General features: G+C 72.4%; 14 protein-coding genes. 12 read left to right on the top strand and 2 right to left on the bottom strand.

Annotation, left to right across the window (positions count from 1 at the left end; translation table 11 throughout):
• Positions 1 to 339: 339 nt before the first annotated feature.
• From LBW97_RS11865 to LBW97_RS11915, 11 genes are all read left to right on the top strand, one after another.
• Complete coding sequence (locus LBW97_RS11865; protein WP_224499589.1) at positions 340 to 2,010, top strand: methyl-accepting chemotaxis protein; 1,671 nt, start codon at positions 340 to 342, stop codon at positions 2,008 to 2,010.
• 215 nt (positions 2,011 to 2,225) lie between these two features.
• Positions 2,226 to 3,899 (top strand): methyl-accepting chemotaxis protein, encoded by a 1,674-nt coding sequence (locus tag LBW97_RS11870; protein ID WP_224499590.1) that lies wholly within the window; start codon positions 2,226 to 2,228, stop codon positions 3,897 to 3,899.
• A gap of 201 nt (positions 3,900 to 4,100) precedes the next feature.
• Positions 4,101 to 6,515: a chemotaxis protein CheA gene (locus LBW97_RS11875; protein WP_224499591.1), complete on the top strand. Its 2,415-nt coding sequence runs from the start codon at positions 4,101 to 4,103 to the stop codon at positions 6,513 to 6,515.
• A gap of 1 nt (position 6,516) precedes the next feature.
• Positions 6,517 to 6,969: a chemotaxis protein CheW gene (locus tag LBW97_RS11880; protein WP_224499592.1), complete on the top strand. Its 453-nt coding sequence runs from the start codon at positions 6,517 to 6,519 to the stop codon at positions 6,967 to 6,969.
• A 226-nt stretch (positions 6,970 to 7,195) separates the two neighbouring features.
• On the top strand, positions 7,196 to 8,101 hold the full coding sequence (locus tag LBW97_RS11885; RefSeq protein WP_224499593.1) for a hypothetical protein: 906 nt from the start codon (positions 7,196 to 7,198) through the stop codon (positions 8,099 to 8,101).
• A gap of 395 nt (positions 8,102 to 8,496) precedes the next feature.
• The gene (locus LBW97_RS11890; RefSeq protein WP_224499594.1) at positions 8,497 to 9,606 is read left to right on the top strand and encodes a chemotaxis response regulator protein-glutamate methylesterase; all 1,110 of its coding nucleotides are present in this window, start codon (positions 8,497 to 8,499) and stop codon (positions 9,604 to 9,606) included.
• A complete protein-coding gene (locus LBW97_RS11895) occupies positions 9,603 to 10,427 on the top strand; it encodes a protein-glutamate O-methyltransferase CheR (protein WP_224499595.1) in 825 nt (274 codons plus the stop codon). Before LBW97_RS11890 ends, LBW97_RS11895 begins: the two co-directional genes overlap by 4 nt.
• A 1-nt stretch (position 10,428) precedes the next feature.
• A complete protein-coding gene (locus tag LBW97_RS11900) occupies positions 10,429 to 10,812 on the top strand; it encodes a response regulator (RefSeq protein ID WP_224499596.1) in 384 nt (127 codons plus the stop codon).
• The gene (locus LBW97_RS11905) at positions 10,809 to 11,324 is read left to right on the top strand and encodes a chemotaxis protein CheX (protein WP_224499597.1); all 516 of its coding nucleotides are present in this window, start codon (positions 10,809 to 10,811) and stop codon (positions 11,322 to 11,324) included. The genes LBW97_RS11900 and LBW97_RS11905 overlap by 4 nt, the downstream gene beginning before the upstream one ends.
• Positions 11,325 to 11,364: 40 nt before the next feature.
• The gene (locus tag LBW97_RS11910) at positions 11,365 to 11,727 is read left to right on the top strand and encodes a response regulator (RefSeq protein ID WP_224499598.1); all 363 of its coding nucleotides are present in this window, start codon (positions 11,365 to 11,367) and stop codon (positions 11,725 to 11,727) included.
• Entirely contained in the window at positions 11,724 to 12,215 is a 492-nt protein-coding gene (locus tag LBW97_RS11915) for a hypothetical protein (RefSeq protein WP_224499599.1), read from the top strand. The genes LBW97_RS11910 and LBW97_RS11915 overlap by 4 nt, the downstream gene beginning before the upstream one ends.
• A 94-nt stretch (positions 12,216 to 12,309) precedes the next feature.
• Here the strand turns inward: LBW97_RS11915 and LBW97_RS11920 are convergent, their stop codons facing one another.
• Positions 12,310 to 12,756: an ATP-binding protein gene (locus LBW97_RS11920; protein ID WP_224499600.1), complete on the bottom strand. Its 447-nt coding sequence runs from the start codon at positions 12,754 to 12,756 to the stop codon at positions 12,310 to 12,312.
• A gap of 219 nt (positions 12,757 to 12,975) precedes the next feature.
• On the opposite strand from LBW97_RS11920, the gene LBW97_RS11925 reads away from it, so the two are divergent.
• Complete coding sequence (locus LBW97_RS11925) at positions 12,976 to 14,739, top strand: SpoIIE family protein phosphatase (protein ID WP_224499601.1); 1,764 nt, start codon at positions 12,976 to 12,978, stop codon at positions 14,737 to 14,739.
• A 216-nt stretch (positions 14,740 to 14,955) separates the two neighbouring features.
• Here LBW97_RS11925 and LBW97_RS11930 read toward each other — a convergent pair whose 3' ends face one another.
• Positions 14,956 to 16,149: an ATP-binding protein gene (locus LBW97_RS11930; protein ID WP_224499602.1), complete on the bottom strand. Its 1,194-nt coding sequence runs from the start codon at positions 16,147 to 16,149 to the stop codon at positions 14,956 to 14,958.
• Between the last annotated feature and the right edge of the window lie 10 nt (positions 16,150 to 16,159).

Here is a 16,159-nt window from a genome sequence, read left to right on the forward strand (position 1 = left end):
CGCCGCGTTGGCGCGCTGGCCCCCCGACCGGCGCACCCGGGGGGGCCGCTCCACCACCTGAGCCGCACCCCCCTCACCCCCACCCGGGGTGGCCCCCGACCCCGGGCCCCACCCCGGGATTGTTCTTGCCGCCATTCGTAGGCAACAAATGGCGCCATGTCGACTTCGCCGAAACGGCTGCCGAGCAATCCTCCCGACACGGTTTGATTTCGTCCGTCGCTGATTCGTAATTGTTCTACGTTTTCCGCGATCCCCACGGCACCCCGGAACGGACAGTGCGGTCCTTCCGCCGGGGCGAGCCTTGCTCACCAGCCCCCTCATTTCTCCAGGAGCACCACCATGACCGCCGCCGCCCGCATCCCGTCCGGCACCCCGCACGAACGGCCCGCATCGTCGAGCGCCCGAGAGAGCCGATCGGTGACCCGCTGGTGGGCCGACCGCGGTGTTCGCACCAAGATCCTCACCGGTGTGGCCGTGGCCGCTGTGGCAGCCACCGCCGTCGGTGTCCAGGGCCTCGGGGCGCTCTCCACGTCCGCGGACCGGACCCAGCAGATGTACGCGACGAACGTCGCCGGGACCCGGTTGGCGGAGGAGATGCGCTTCTCGCTGATGAACGTCCGGTTCAACAGCACGAGCCGCTCCTACGCGTCCACCCCGGAGCTGAAGCAGGTCTACACCGACGGCCGCGAGGCCGCCCGTGTCGAGTTCCTCGCCGCCGGCGAGGGGTACAGGACTCTCTCGGGAGTCAGCGCGGAGGAGGTTGCGATCGTCGACGAGGTGGTCCTCGACATGGAGGAGTACTTCGCTCTCGGGCTCCAGATGGACCAGCTCGTCGCCGCGGGAAACATGGCGCAGTTCAACGTCGTCCGCAAGGAGCAGATCACCCCGCTCACAGAGGAGATGGTCGCCGACCTGGAGGGCCTCACCGCCCTGCAGAACGAATCCGCCGCCGCCGACGCAGCAGCCGCACAGGCCTCCTACGACGACACTCGGACCGCCCTGCTCGCCGCCCTGATCGTGGGTGTGCTCGCCGCGCTCACCTGCGGAACGCTCATCGCCGCGAGCTTCGCCCGTGGCCTCCGGCGCATGCAGGACACGACGGAAGCCCTCGCCGCCGGCGACCTGACCCGTCAGGTGGGACTCACCAGCAAGGACGAGCTGGGCCGGATGAGCGCCTCGCTGGACTCCGCCGTCGCCAGCATGCGCGACGTGATGGCCGGAGTCGTCGCCTCAGCGGATGCGGTCGCAGCGTCGTCGGAGGAGCTGTCGGCCTCCTCGGCGCAGATCGCAGCCTCGGCCGGTGAGACCTCCGCCCAGTCCGGCGTGGTCGCCGGTGCCGCGGAGGAGGTCTCGCGCAGCGTGCAGACCGTGGCCGCGGGTGCGGAGGAGATGGGTGCCTCGATCCGGGAGATCGCCAGCAACGCCGCCGAGGCCAGCCAGGTCGCCGCTCGCGCCGTGGACGCCGCGGCCGCCACCACCGCCACCGTCGCCAAGCTCGGTGACTCGTCCGCGGAGATCGGCAACGTCGTCAAGGTCATCACCTCGATCGCGGAGCAGACCAACCTGCTGGCCCTGAACGCCACCATCGAGGCCGCTCGCGCCGGGGAGGCGGGCAAGGGCTTCGCGGTGGTCGCCAACGAGGTCAAGGAGCTGGCCCAGGAGACCGCGAAGGCGACCGAGGACATCGCCCGCAGGGTGCTGGCCATCCAGGGCGACACCACCGCCGCGGTGACCGCGATCGAGGAGATCTCGAGCATCGTCGCGCAGATCTCCGACCGGCAGACGACGATCGCCTCGGCCGTGGAGGAGCAGACCGCCACCACCAGCGAGATGTCTCGCTCGGTACAGGAGGCCGCGGGCGGCACCACCCAGATCGCCGACAACATCACCGGCGTCTCCGGCGCCGCCGATGCGACCAACCAGGCGTTGGGTCAGACCCGCGTCGCCGTCGACGAGCTGTCCCGGATGGCTGCCGACCTCCGCACCACGGTCGGCCGGTTCACCTACTGACGAGCTGAGCGCACCTCTCGGACGGGGTGATCAGTCGACATGGGAAATGCGGTCGTCGTCCCTTCTCGACGGGCTCTCCCGACACGCCGGACACGCGAGTCCGCGCGGTTCTTCCCGCCCTATCTTTCCCCCACCGCACAGCGCACCGAGCCGGTCGCACTCGCCCGGCGCATCCCGTGTGAACGGTGCCGTCGCACATTCCCAGGAGCCTTTCCTTGTCGCACGCCCGCACCGCTCCCGCTCTCGAGGGCCCCCGCCGCGGTCTCCCGCTGCTCGGCCGGCTGGGCGACGTCCGCATCGGTCGCCGCCTCGGCCTGGCCTTCGGCACCGTCGGCTGCCTGGTCCTGGTCAGCACCGGCGCCGGCCTGATCGCGGTGGGCGAGCAGCGCGACATCGCCACCGAGCTGAGCGACGTCGCCGGCGTGCTGCAGGAGGCCGAGACGGCGCGGTTCCAGATCGCCGACGTGAGTGGTTGGCAGGGCCTCGTCATGGCCGACGTCGCCGCGTTCGGCCCCGCGGCGGGTCTCGCGCCCGACGCCTACAACCGCAACGGCATGATCGAGAGCAAGGCGGCCGTGTACGACTGGCTGGCCGAGGTCGACACCTCGGCCATGGATGCGGACGAGCGGGCCACCTGGAGCGAGCTCGAGCCGGCCTGGGACAAGTACTTCGCCATGGACGACCAGGTGGTCGCGTGGATCTCCGACGGCTCGCCCTCGGGCTTCCGCACCGCGGTGGAGAGCATCAACGGCGGGGAGGCGGGGGAGGGGTACGGACTCGTCCTCGACGTCGCCGATCGTGTCGAGGTCTCGGCCAGCGAGCGCGTCGAGCTCCTCACCGAGCGGCAGCGCGACGCGCAGAGCCGGGCCACGATCCTGCTGAGCGTCGTCGGCGGCCTGGCCGTCCTGTTCGCCGTCATCGCCTCGGTCGCCGCCGCCCGCTCGGTCGTGCGCCCGCTGCGCCGGGTCCAGGCCTCGCTCGACGCCGTCGCGCAGGGCGACCTGACCCGCCCGGCGGGCGTGCACTCCCGCGACGAGGTGGGTCAGATGGCCGCCGCGCTGACCACGGCGCAGGACAGCCTCCGCCGGCTGGTGAGCTCCGTCGTCGCCTCGGCCGACGCGGTCGCCGCGAGCTCGGAGGAGCTCTCGGCCTCGTCCGGTCAGATCTCGGCGTCCGCGGAGGAGACCTCGGCGCAGTCCGGCGTAGTCGCCGGTGCTGCCGAGGAGGTGTCGCGCAGCGTGCAGACGGTCGCCGCCGGTGCGGAGGAGATGGGGCTGTCGATCCGGGAGATCTCCCAGAACGCCGCGGAGGCCAGCCAGGTGGCGGCGCGCGCGGTGACCGCGGCCGAGACGACGACGGTGACGGTGGCGAAACTGGGGGAGTCCTCGGCGGAGATCGGCAACGTCGTCAAGGTGATCACGAGCATCGCGGAGCAGACGAACCTGCTGGCGCTGAACGCCACCATCGAGGCCGCCCGGGCAGGCGAGGCCGGCAAGGGCTTCGCGGTCGTGGCCAACGAGGTCAAGGAGCTCGCGCAGGAGACGGCGAAGGCCACCGAGGACATCGCCCGCCGGGTCGAGGCGATCCAGAAGGACACCGGTGCCGCGGTCGGCGCGATCGAGGAGATCTCCGCGATCGTCGGCCAGATCTCCGACCGGCAGACCACCATCGCCTCCGCCGTGGAGGAGCAGACCGCCACCACCAGCGAGATGTCGCGCTCGGTCCAGGAGGCCGCGGGCGGCGCCGGTCAGATCGCCGACAACATCGGCAGCGTCTCGACGGCGGCCGAGTCGACCACCCAGGCGCTCGCCCAGACCCGCACCGCGGTGGACGAGCTGTCCCGCATGGCCGCGGACCTCCGCACCGAGGTCGGCCGCTTCACCTACTAGAAGGACCCCGTCCTCCTCACCCCTCGCAGGCTCGGGGCGAGCTTCGGGACGGGGCCGAACGCCGATGGTCGGTTGCGGGCGATCGGCTGCCGATAACAGCACAGACGGCGCGGGCCGACGGGTTCACCTTGACCCCGCTGCACGCCCGCCGATGACACCCCCGGAGCCGATCGCGCTCCCGGAAGCAGAGAGAAGGCAGCAGTGGACGGTCTGGACGACATCGTCGAGGAATTCCTCGTCGAGAGCCACGAGAACCTCGACCAGCTGGACGCCGACCTGGTGGCTCTCGAGAAGGAGCCCAACTCGCGCGAGCGCCTGTCGAGCATCTTCCGGACCATCCACACGATCAAGGGCACCAGCGGCTTCCTGGCCTTCAACCGGCTGGAGGAGGTCACGCACGTCGGCGAGAACATGCTCTCCCGGCTGCGCGACGGCGAGCTGGCGCTGACCCCGCACCGCACCAGCGTGCTGCTGCAGATGGTCGACGTCGTCCGCGCGCTGCTCACCACGATCGAGGCCAGCGGCGGGGAGGGCGGCGTGGACGTGTCCGCCGCCGTCTCCGCCATCAGCGCCGCGATGGAGAACGGCGACGGCCCGGCCGCCGAGGCGCCCGCCGCCGAAGCTCCTGCCGCGGCCCCCGTCGCCGAGGTGGCCGCCCCGGTCGCCGCCGCCGAGAAGGCCCCCGCCAAGAAGGCCCCCGCCAAGCGCGCCAGCCGCGCGAAGGCCGCCCCCGCCCCCGCCCCCGCCGCCCCCGTCGAGGAGCCGGTGGCGGCGCCGGCCGCGGAACTGCCCGCAGACCTACCCGTAGAGCCGGCCCTGCCGGCCGTTGCCGAGGAGCACCCGGTGTCCGAGCCCGCCGTCGCCGACCACCCCGAGGGCGAGGTCGCCTCCCCCGACGCCGCAGCCGGCTCGGGCCGCCGCGCCGTCGCCGACAGCACGATCCGCGTCGACGTCGACCTGCTCGACGAGCTGATGCTGCTCGTCGGCGAGCTGGTGCTGACCCGCAACCAGATCGTCCAGTACGTCGGCCGTTCCAACGACACCGACCTGCTGCGCGCCTCCCAGCGGCTGAACCTGATCGCCAGCGAGCTGCAGGAAGGCGTCATGAAGACGCGCATGCAGCCGATCGACCACATCTGGTCGAAGCTGCCGCGCGTCGTCCGGGACCTGGGCCTGCAGCTGAAGAAGTCGATCCGCCTGGAGATGGAGGGCCGGGAGACCGAGCTCGACAAGACCCTCCTCGAGGCGGTCAAGGACCCGTTGACCCACCTCGTCCGCAACGGTGTCGACCACGGCATCGAGTCGCCGGAGGAGCGCAAGGCCGCCGGGAAGCCGGCCGAGGGCGTGCTCACCCTGCGCGCCCGCCACGAGAGCGGCCAGGTCGTGGTCGAGGTCGCCGACGACGGCGCGGGCATCGACCCGGTCAAGCTCGGTGCCAAGGCCGTGCAGCGCGGTCTGCTCACCCAGGACGCGCTCGGCCGCATGAGCCCGGCAGACATCCTGCAGCTGATCTTCCTGCCCGGCTTCTCGACGGCGGCCGCGGTCACCAACGTCTCCGGCCGCGGTGTCGGCATGGACGTCGTGAAGACCAACATCGAGTCGATCGGCGGCACGATCGAGGTCGAGTCGGACGCCGGCAAGGGCACCGTCTGCCGGCTGCGCATCCCGCTGACGCTGGCGATCGTCCCGGCGCTCACCGTCGAGTGCGCCACCGACCGCTACGCCATCCCGCAGATCAGCCTGCAGGAGCTGGTCAGCCTGGACGCCGAGAAGGCCGTCAACGCGGTCGAGGAGGTCGGTGGCGCGCAGGTCTACCGCCTCCGCGGCGAACTGCTCCCGCTGGTGCGGCTCACCGACGTCCTGGGCATCACCTCCGAGCGGCACGACGGCCACGTGGTCATCGCCGTCCTCCGGTCCGAGGGCCGGCGCTTCGGCCTGGTGGTCGACCGCGTCATCAACACCGAGGAGATCGTCGTCAAGGCGGTCGGCGGGCAGCTGAAGTCCATCGGCCTCTACTCCGGCGCCACGGTGCTCGGCGACGGCACCGTGGCCCTCATCCTCGACGTCCAGGCCCTCGCCCGGCGCGCGCTGCGCACCGAGAGCCTCGACCGCCAGGAGTCCCGCGCGTCGGTCGGCCAGAGCACGGCGGCCGAGACGGAGCGCCAGCGCATGCTGCTGGCCTCCATCGGTGGCGGCCGCCGCGTCGCCATCCCGCTCGACACCGTCACCCGCCTCGAGCAGGTGCGCACCGACTCGGTGGAGAAGGTCGGCAACCGGGAGGTCGTGCAGTACCGCGGCGCGATCCTGCCGATCGTCCGTCTCGACCGGCACCTGGGCGCCTACGGCGAGACCGACCACGAGGTCCTCGAGGTCATCGTCTACAGCGACCACGGCCGCAGCGTCGCCATCGTGGTCGAGGAGATCCTCGACATCGTCGACGGCGAGGCGGCCGTCCGCAGCGACATCGAGGACATGGGCCTGCTCGGCTCCGCCGTCCTCGGCGACAGGGTGACCGAGCTGCTCGACGTCCGCGCCGCCATCCTCGCCGCCGACCCGGCGTTCTACTCATCCCCCACGACGCCGGCCGGCGTCTCCGACTCCCTGCTGGAGGTCTGACATGACCGCCCCCACCACCACCGCTGCTCCCGCCACCAGCGGGCAGCTGGCCACCTTCCGGCTCGACGGCGACCTGTACGGCGTGGAGGTGGAGCACGTGCAGGAGGTGCTCCGCAGCCAGCAGCTGACCCGGGTCCCGCTCGCGCCGACCGCCGTCGCCGGGCTGATCAACCTCCGCGGCCAGGTGGTGACCGCGATCGAGCTGCGCGAGCGGCTCGGCCGGCCGCCGCGCCCCGAGGGCACCGACGCCGTCGTCATCGTCGTGCGGCTGCACGGCGAGGCGGTCAGCCTCCTGGTGGACTCCATCGCCGATGTCGTCGACGTGGACGCCAACGACTTCGAGGCTCCGCCGGACACCCTCGAGGGCCAGGCCCGCGACCTGATCCGCGGGGCCTACAAGCTCGACGGGCAGCTGCTGCTCGCCCTGGACGTCCAGAAGGCCGTCAGCGCCTGATCGAAGGACCCCCGTGCCCCCCGCCGCTCGCACGCTCGCGGCGGGACCCTGCACGGGGCCGACCGTTCCATCACCTTCTGTGATGGGCCGATAACACAGCTCACCCGGACACGCGGCCGTCACTCCCTCGCTCTCCTGCGAAGGGGTGACGGCCGCGTGGCTTTTCCGGCACCGGGGCACCAGCATGGGACGACCGTTCGGTCCCGAGACGCTGGAGGCGCTAGCCATGCCCTATTCGCTGGTGAGTGCCGCCACGCTGGGATTCGACCTCGTCCGCCTGCCCGCCGGCCGCGCGGTGGCGGAGGTCCTGCTCACCGGCCTCGGCGCCGACGAGGACGCCGTCTCGCGGCTGGCCGCCGTGCACCCCGCCCGCGGGCTGGACCGCGAGCACCGCGGCGTACGCGTCATCCGGGGCCGCCGGGCCCGGGAGATGGCGGCCGGGGTGCCGCACATGCGCTCGGCCGCCGACGCCGGCGCGGCCGCGGGAGACCGCACCGCGCTGCTCGTCGCCCAGCTGGAGCAGGGCACGATCGGCGACGCGCCCACCCTGGAGCGCCTCCTGCGCGAGGACGTCCTGGGCTCCGAGCACGCGCTGCGCGCCGAGCTCGACGTCGACCTGTGGGACGAGGCCACCGAGGTGCTGGCCGACGCCGCCGTCGGCTTCTGGGCCGCCGGCGTGCTGCCGCCCCTGGTGCGCCGCGACCTGACCGCGGCCTTCGACCGCGCCCAGGACGCCGGCCCGCTGGTCGGCACCGCCGGCTGGGGGCTCGGCCCCGCCGAGCCCGAGCTCACGTCCTTCCTGGCCTCGGTCCGCGATCTGGACGACGCCGGACGCACCCGCTGGCGGGTCGCCGTCGACGAGGGGCGCGCCGCGCACCGCCCGTGGGCGACCGCCATGCACGAGGCCTCCTGGGCGGCGCACGTCTCCGGTCGTACCCGGGCGCTCGCCGCCGCTCAGCTGCTGGCCGTCCAGGCGTTCCTCGACGGCGGGTTCGACCTGCGCGACGGGGCGGCGGGCGTCTGGAACGCCGTCGCCGGCTGCGTGCAGGCGATCGTGCTCGCCGACCTGCTCGGTGAGGAGTCCGCGACGGTGCTGCTCGCACCCCGTACGCGGACGGCGCCGCCCGCCTGACCTCCGCTTCTTCGACGGCCCCCGGGGATTTCCCCGGGGGCCGTCGTCATTTCCGCGGCAATTTGTCGATCATGCCGAAGTCGGTCACCGAATAGGCAGAAGTCGACATTTATTGACGCCGAAAAGATTGCGCCAGACATTCTGCGTGTCGGCTGAAATCCGGCTCCCGGACGCCGAGAATCTCTCCGACAGCAGCAGCCCGCCCCCGCATCGTCGCGACGTGCAGGCTGAAGCGCTCAGAGCGCGCGACGTCCTCGTCCTCCGGTCCCCGTTCCCCCTGCCCGCGTGGCGTCGGAGAGCGGCGACCCCGGGCGTCGCAGCGCTCAAGCCGGGCGTGCAGATGCCGATACACAGAACGAGCCCGCCGGTCGCCGGGGGCAGGCCCAGGAGGACGTGTGAATCCGATCAAGGTGATGGTGGTCGACGACTCCGTCGTCGTCCGCAAGATCGTCACCGACGTGCTCTCCGAGGACCCTGGTATCGAGGTCGTGGGCACCGCCGTCAACGGCAAGGCCGCCGTGAGCAAGCTCGAGCTGCTCAAGCCCGACCTGATCACGATGGACATCGAGATGCCGGAGATGAACGGCATCGAGGCGGTGCGCGCCATCCGCGGCCTGCGCTCCCGCGTGCCCATCATCATGTTCAGCACGCTGACCGAGCGCGGTGCGACCGCCACCCTGGACGCGTTGTCCGCCGGCGCCAACGACTACGTCACGAAGCCGGCCAACGTCGGCAGCGTCGCCCAGTCGATGGAGAGCGTCCGCCAGCAGCTCATCCCCAAGATCAAGGCGCTCCTCGGTCGCCCGGTCGGGTACCAGCGGGGGGCTGCACCGCCGCCCCCGCCGCCCAAGCCGGCCGCACCGCGGACAGGGCCGGGCAAGAAGCCGGCCGTCCTGGTGATCGGCTCCTCGACGGGTGGCCCCGAGGCCCTCGCCCGCGTCATCCCGGCCCTGCCGGCGAACCTGCCGGTGCCGATCCTGCTGGTCCAGCACATGCCGCCGGTCTTCACCCGGCAGTTCGCCCAGCGCCTCGACCGGCTGAGCGCGCTGCGCGTGGTCGAGGCCGTCGACGGGACCCCGCTGATGCCGGGCACCGTGCACCTCGCCCCGGGCGACCACCACCTCGTGGTGCGCGCCAACGCCCGCGCGGCGCTCAGCACGTCGCTCAACCAGAACCCGCCGGAGAACTTCTGCCGGCCGGCGGTCGACCCGCTGTTCCGCTCCGCCGTGGCGGCCTACGACGGCGCCGTCCTCGGGGTCGTCCTGACGGGCATGGGCTCCGACGGGCGCAACGGCTGCGGCGAGATCCGCAACGCCGGCGGCACCGTCGTCGTGCAGGACCAGTCGACCTCCGTCGTCTGGGGCATGCCCGGCGCCGTCCAGCAGGCCGGCTACGCCGACGAGGTCCTGCCGCTCGACCGGATCGCCGAGGCGATCCAGCGCCACCTCTCCGGTGCCGCAGTCCTCAACTCTGCAACAACCATGGCCGTGGGAGGTCGTCGATGAGCCTGACCGCGACCAGTTTCGACTGGGTCCGTGAACTCGTCCGCAAGGAGAGCGCCATCGTTCTCCAGCCGGGCAAGGAGTACCTGGTGGAGGCCCGCCTCCTGCCGATCGCCCGGCAGATGGGGCTGGCCGACGTCAGCAAGCTGGTGGAGACGGTGCGCGTGCGCCCCGACGCCGAGAACACCCGGCGGATCGTCGAGGCTCTCACCACCAACGAGACCTCGTGGTTCCGCGACGGTGACCCGTTCACCGCGCTGACCTCCACGGTGGTGCCGGCGCTGCTGGCGGCCCGCGGGCCGAACGAGCGCCTGCAGATCTGGTCGGCGGCCAGCTCCAGCGGCCAGGAGCCGTACACGATCGCGATGCTCCTCGACGACGCGCTGCCGAACGCGGCATCCCGCGTCTCGATCACCGCGACCGATCTCTCCCGGGAGATGGTGCAGCGCACCAAGGCCGGGAAGTTCAGCCAGCTGGAGGTCAACCGCGGCCTGCCCGCCCCGATGCTCGTCCGCCACTTCCAGCGGGCCGGCACCGAGTGGGAGGTCTCCCCGACCCTGCGGCGCATGGTCACCGCCAGCGAGTGCAACCTCGCCGCGCCGCTGCCCCGGATGGGTCCGTTCGACGTGGTCTACCTGCGCAACGTGCTCATCTACTTCGACCTGCCCACGAAGCAGACGATCCTCCGCCGTGTGCGGGACCTGATGCGGCCTGACGGGTGGCTCTTCCTCGGCGCCGCCGAGACCACCCTCGGTGTCGACGACTCATGGGAGCGGGTCGTCATCGGCCGCAGCTCCGCCTACCGCCCACTGAAGGGGGCCTGACATGCGTGCCTTGGTGATCGACGATTCGCGCGCCATGCGCCGGATCGTCACCGGCATTCTCACCAACCTCGGGTACGAGGTGCGGGATGCCGGTCACGGTCGGGAGGCGCTCGACGTCCTCGACGAGGGCTGGGTCCCCGACCTCGCCACGATCGACTGGAACATGCCGGTGATGGACGGGCTGCAGTTCGTCTCCGCCGTCCGCTCCAACCCGGCCTGGCGCCGGATGACGATGATGATGGTGACCTCGGAGAGCGAGCACACCCAGATCGTCCGCGCGCTGGCCGCCGGCGCCCACGAGTACATGATCAAGCCGTTCACCGCCGACGCGTTCCGCGACAAGCTCGCCCTGCTCGGCCTGCTCCCGCAGGAGGTCGCCCTGTGAGCACCACCGACACCGGCCAGCGCCGCCGCGGCAGCGACTCGCGTCCGGTCATCACCGACCTGATGGACGAGGACACCATTCTCGCCGTGGCCGGCGACGCCTGGATCTCCCTGGTCGGCGAGGACGAGGTCCTCGTGCCGATCCCGGGTGAGATGCCCGGCGACGTGCTGTCCAGCTGGGTCGACGTCGTCGGTCCGTGGACCGGCAGCGTCGTCCTGACGACCGGCCGGGCCACCGCCGAGGCCCTCTCCCGGGCGCTCCTGCGGGAGTCCGCTCCCGAGGTGCTCGACGACGAGGACGTCGAGGACGCCTTCGGCGAGATCGCCAACGTCGTCGGCGGCAGCATCAAGGCCGCACTCCCGGGACCTTCGGGGCTGAGCCTGCCGCAGGTCGGTCACTCCCCGCTGGTGCGCAACCCCGCCGACGTGTGCCGCGTCGAGGTCCTCTGGCGCGGCGAGCCGCTCACCATCTCCGTGCAGGGCGCTCTGCCGCCCCTGCCCGTCACGCACTGATCCACCGACCCAGCCCACCGACCGAGAACGAGGTGCTCCTGTGAAGATCCTGATCGCCGACGACAGCCGCGTGATGCGGCAGATCGTCATCCGCACCCTGCGTCAGGCGGGGTACGACGACCACGACATCGTCGAGGCCGAGGACGGCGCCGAGGCGCTGGCCAAGGTCGGCTCCGAGAGCCCCGACCTGATCCTGTCCGACTGGAACATGCCGAACATGACCGGCATCGAGTGCCTGGAGGCGCTGCGCGCCCAGGGTTCGAGCGTGCCGTTCGGGTTCGTCACCTCGGAGGGCTCCGCGGAGATGCGGGAGAAGGCCGCCAACGCCGGCGCGCTGTTCCTCATCGCCAAGCCCTTCACCGAGGACACCTTCAAGGAGCACCTGGACGGGGTGATCGCATGACCGCCCCCACCGGCGTCCTGGTCCCCGGCGCCAAGGAGGTCCGCGACATGCTGAGCGGCCTGGTCGGCAAGCCGGTCGGGGTCAGCCCCGGCGCGCCCGTCACCCCGGCGCCCGACCGTCCGGTCTCCGTGGCCGTCTACGTGGACCCGCAGATGAACGTCAACGCGCTGTGCCTGATGGACCTGGCGGCGTCGGCCTACACCGGCTCCGCCCTGGCCCTGCTGCCCCCCGGTGGTGCCCAGGACGCGGTCGAGGAGGACGGCGAGCTCTCCGGCATGCAGGTCGAGGCGCTGTACGAGGTGGTGAACGTGCTCTCCGCGCTGTTCAACACCCCGGGTGCCCCGCACTCCAAGCTGCACAAGCTCTACGCCCCCGGCGAGGACGTGCCCGGCGACCTGGCCGGCATGCTCTCCGCCTTCAACCGGGTGGACCTCGCGATCGAGGTGCCGACCTACGGCAAGGGAGCTCTCAGCCTCGTGGTGCCGTGACGCATGCGGCCCGAGCGCCGCATGTTGCACGTGGAACTGACCAGCGAGACCCCTGTCGCCCGAGCGCGACAGGGGTCTCGCTGCGTCATCGGCCTCAGGCCGTCGCGGCGCACTCCGTGGGCAGGCAGGCCCAGACGTGCTTGCACTCGTCGTCGACGTACCAGCCGTGCGCGACCGAGAGCCGGGCGACGAGCTGCAGGCCCATGCCGCCCTTCGCGGGGTCGCGGTCGACGGTCGGGGCGGGCATCGTTTCCGGGGCCCGGTCGCTCACGTCCAGCAGCCAGCCACCGCTGCCGGCGACCACCGTCGCGACCACCGGGTGCTCACCGTGGCGGAGGGCGTTGGAGGCGAGCTCGTCGAAAGCGAGGATCAGCTCCTCGCTCGACGGGTCGTCGCCCTCGGGCGGATGGCCGAGGCGGCTGAGCTGGGCGCGCAGGGCGGCCCTCGCTCGTGGGAGCTCCGACACCGCGTTGAGTCGCCAGCGCCACATCTCGCCCCGGCCGTCGGGTAACGGGCGCAGCGGCCACGCGAGTCGCACCATGCCTCCCCCTCGGCTCGGGTCGTCGACGGTTCAGTGGTGCCCCGTCCGGGACCGTGTCAACCCCCGGGCCCGGGTGCTGTGCGTTCAGATGTGGTGAGGGTCACTCCACCCGCGGGTGGGGAGTTCCGGATCCGCCACGTTGCTTTCCGGTGCACGACCGGTCACGCTGAGCCTCTTCTGCTGCCATCGCGCGGCCGAGCAGGCTGGAGCGGGCGAGGCATGGGGCGGGACGACACGGCAGTGCTGCGTGGTGACCTGCTGCTCCAGGCAGTCGAGGGCATGGAGCGCCCGCTGTTCGTCCTCGACGAGGACTGGAAGTTCGCGTACGTGAATCCGGCCGGCGCGAGGGTCCTGGACCGTTCGGTCGGTGACCTCCTGGGGCACGACGTCTGGGTCGAGTTCCCCGAGGCGGTCGGCGGCCCTTTCGAGCTGCTGTACCGCTCGGTGCGGCAGACCGGGCGCGCGGCCAGCACCGAGGCCTGGTTCGGGCCGCTGGAGAAGTGGTTCCGGGCCGATGCCTTCCTGACCGACGCAGGCCTGGTGGTCAGCTACGACGACGTCACCGAGCGCCGCCGTGCCGACGACGAGCGCGTGGCCGCCGTCGCCGCCCGCGAGGAGGCCGCCGCCGAGGCGGCCGATGCGGGGCGGCGGGCCGAGGAGGCCGGCCGGCACCTGATGGTGCTCGGCGACATCAGCCAGGCGATGACCTCCACGCTGGACTCCGACGAGGCGGCGAGCCGGTTCGCCGCCCGCGTCGTCCCCCTGCTGGCCGACTGGTGCCTGGTCAGCGTGGTCGGTCTGGACGGCCGGCGCCGCGACGTCGGGCGGGCGCACCGCGATCCGGCGATGGTCGAGGACATGCACCGCTACGCCGATGCCCGCGTCGCCTCGAACGACGCGAGCGCGCCGGTGCTTACCGCGCTGCGCAGCGCCGCGCCGGTGGTCATCGAGCAGCTCACGGACCACCACCTGCAGACGATGATCAACGACGCCGAGAGCCGGGAGGCGCTCGCTCCGCTCGCGCCGTCGGCGGTCGCCACCTTCCCGCTGGTCGCCCGCGGTGAGGTCTTCGGCGCGCTCACCCTGGTCAACGGGGCCGAGCGGGGACCGCACACCGCCACCGAGCTCCGCACGGCGGAGATCGCCTCCCGCCGCGCGGCCCTCGCGCTGGACAACGCCCGCCTGGTCTCGCTGCACGCCCAGGTGGCTGAGCGGCTGCAGATGAGTCTGCTCTCGCCACCCGTCCAGCCGGACAACCTGGAGCTGGCGGTCCGCTACCGGCCGGCCACCCAGGGGATCTCGATCGGCGGGGACTGGTACGACAGCTTCCTCCAGCCCGACGGCGACACGGTGCTGGTGATCGGCGACGTGATGGGCCACGACATCGAAGCCGCTGCGGCGATGGGCCAGATCAAGACCCTGGTCCGGGCGATCGCCTTCGACCGCCAGGAGGACCCGGCCGGCGTGCTCGGCCGGGTCGACCACGCCCTCGTCGGCCTCGCCGTGCCGGCCATGGCCACCGCGCTGGTGTGCCGGATCGAGCAGGACGAGGCGGAGCGGGCCGCCGGGACCCGCCGGCTGCACTGGGCCACCGCCGGCCACCCCGACCCGATGCTGCTGCTGCCCGACGGCCGGGTCCAGGACCTCAGCGCGATCGTCGGGCCCCCGCTGGGCATCGGCTGGCTCGAGGCCCGGGCGGGTGGCGCGACCGCGCTGCCCGACGGCAGCACCCTGGTGCTCTTCACCGACGGGCTCTTCGAGCGTCGCGGGCTACCCCTCGACGACGGCCGGGCCCAGGTGCGTGCGCTGCTGGAGTCCTCGGACGGGTTGACGCTCACCGAGCTGTGCGACCGGCTGCTCGCCGAGATGCTGGGGGAGGGCGTGGAGGACGACGTCGCCGTCCTGGCCGTCCGCGTGCACCCGGGCCAGATCGAGCGGCCCGCCGAGGCCGGCCCGGAGATCCTGCCGCCGCTGCTCGGCTGACTCCGGTCAGCTGGATCCGGTCAGGCCCGCGCCCGCTCGATGGCGAAGGCGACCAGGAATCCGAGGCTGGTGATCAGGCCGGTCCAGAGAGCGCACGAACCAGGCCACGAGCGCCCCGAGCACCAGCGCGCCGCCGCCGAGCAGCCCCCACAGTCCCGCTTCCACCCACACCGGCACGGAGGCCGCTGTGCCCAGGGCCAGGCCGGTGAATCTTCCCTAGTCGGGGTGGCGGAGGAGGTAGCGGCCGAAGTGGGGAACCGTGAAGGCGATCTGGCCGCGCTCGGCGGAGTAGACCAGGCCCTTCTTGATCAGCGAGTCCCGCGCGGGGGAGAGGGAGGCGGGCTTGCGGCTCAGGGAGACCGCGACCTCCGACGTCGCCACCGCGGCGCCGCCGGGTCCGCCCAGCTCGGCCATGGCGTGCATGTACTCACGCTCGGCGGGCGTCGCCCGGTCGTACCGGGAGCCGAAGAAGCCGACCGCGAGCTCGGCCTCGGCCACCGGCGCGGCCATGGCGACGTCGGCGGCGGTGATGGGGGAGGCGGCGGCGACGTCCCAGGTGACCTTGCCGTAGGCCTGCACGAAGTACGGATAGCCGTCGGCGGCCTCGTAGAGGGCGTCCAGCGCCGCCTGCTCGAACTCGACGTCCTCCCGCTCGGCGGGGGCGATCAGCGCCCGGTCGGCCGCCTCGCGCTCGAGCCGGTCGATGCGGAGGTACCGGAACAGCCGCTCCGAGTAGCTCTTGCTCGCGCTGAGCACCGCGGGCAGGTGGGGGAGGCCCGCGCCGACGACGATCAGCGGGGCGCCCTGCTGCGACAGCTCGTGGCAGGCCGCGCAGATGGCGGAGACGTCGTCGGGCTGGATGTCCTGCATCTCGTCGATGAACAGGGCGATGCCGCTGCCGATGTCGGCGGCCACGCCGGCGGCGTCGCTGAGCAGCTCGACCAGGTCGATCTCCATGTCGCCGGAGTCCGCGCGGCCGGTGGCGGCGGGGACGTCGATGCCCGGCTGCCAACGGTCGCGCACCTTCGCGTCACTCGGCGCCACCCGCTGCGCGAACGCCTTCACCACGCCGAGCACCTCGGCCACGGACTCCTGGTCCCCATGCCGCGGCCCGAGCTCCCGCAGCGCCATGTGCAGGGCGGAGCTGACCGGGCGGCGCAGCGACTGGTCCGGGCGGGCCTCGATCTTGCCGGTGCCCCAGCCGCGCGAGATGGCCGCCGACCGCAGCTGGTTGAGCAGCACCGTCTTGCCGACGCCGCGCAGCCCGGTGAGCACCAGCGACCGCTCGGGGCGCCCGTGCGCGATCCGCTCGAGGACGACGTCGAAGGCCGACAGCTGGGTGTCCCGGCCGGCGAGCTCGGGCGGCCGCTGACCGGCGCCGGGGGCGTACGGGTTCCGCACGGGGTCCATGTCGACCACC

Source organism: Blastococcus sp. LR1 (assembly GCF_020166105.1).
Classification (GTDB): Bacteria; Actinomycetota; Actinomycetes; order Mycobacteriales; family Geodermatophilaceae; genus Blastococcus.

What these genes read in the sequence shown, in the direction of transcription:
- LBW97_RS11915 (WP_224499599.1), top strand. Translation starts at nt 11,724, where the DNA reads ATGACCGCCCCCACCGGCGTCCTGGTCCCCGGCGCCAAGGAGGTCCGC.
- LBW97_RS11885 (WP_224499593.1), top strand. Translation starts at nt 7,196, where the DNA reads ATGCCCTATTCGCTGGTGAGTGCCGCCACGCTGGGATTCGACCTCGTC.
- LBW97_RS11925 (WP_224499601.1), top strand. Translation starts at nt 12,976, where the DNA reads ATGGGGCGGGACGACACGGCAGTGCTGCGTGGTGACCTGCTGCTCCAG.
- LBW97_RS11930 (WP_224499602.1), bottom strand. Translation starts at nt 16,149, where the DNA reads ATGGACCCCGTGCGGAACCCGTACGCCCCCGGCGCCGGTCAGCGGCCG.
- LBW97_RS11900 (WP_224499596.1), top strand. Translation starts at nt 10,429, where the DNA reads ATGCGTGCCTTGGTGATCGACGATTCGCGCGCCATGCGCCGGATCGTC.
- LBW97_RS11920 (WP_224499600.1), bottom strand. Translation starts at nt 12,756, where the DNA reads ATGGTGCGACTCGCGTGGCCGCTGCGCCCGTTACCCGACGGCCGGGGC.
- LBW97_RS11880 (WP_224499592.1), top strand. Translation starts at nt 6,517, where the DNA reads ATGACCGCCCCCACCACCACCGCTGCTCCCGCCACCAGCGGGCAGCTG.
- LBW97_RS11865 (WP_224499589.1), top strand. Translation starts at nt 340, where the DNA reads ATGACCGCCGCCGCCCGCATCCCGTCCGGCACCCCGCACGAACGGCCC.
- LBW97_RS11895 (WP_224499595.1), top strand. Translation starts at nt 9,603, where the DNA reads ATGAGCCTGACCGCGACCAGTTTCGACTGGGTCCGTGAACTCGTCCGC.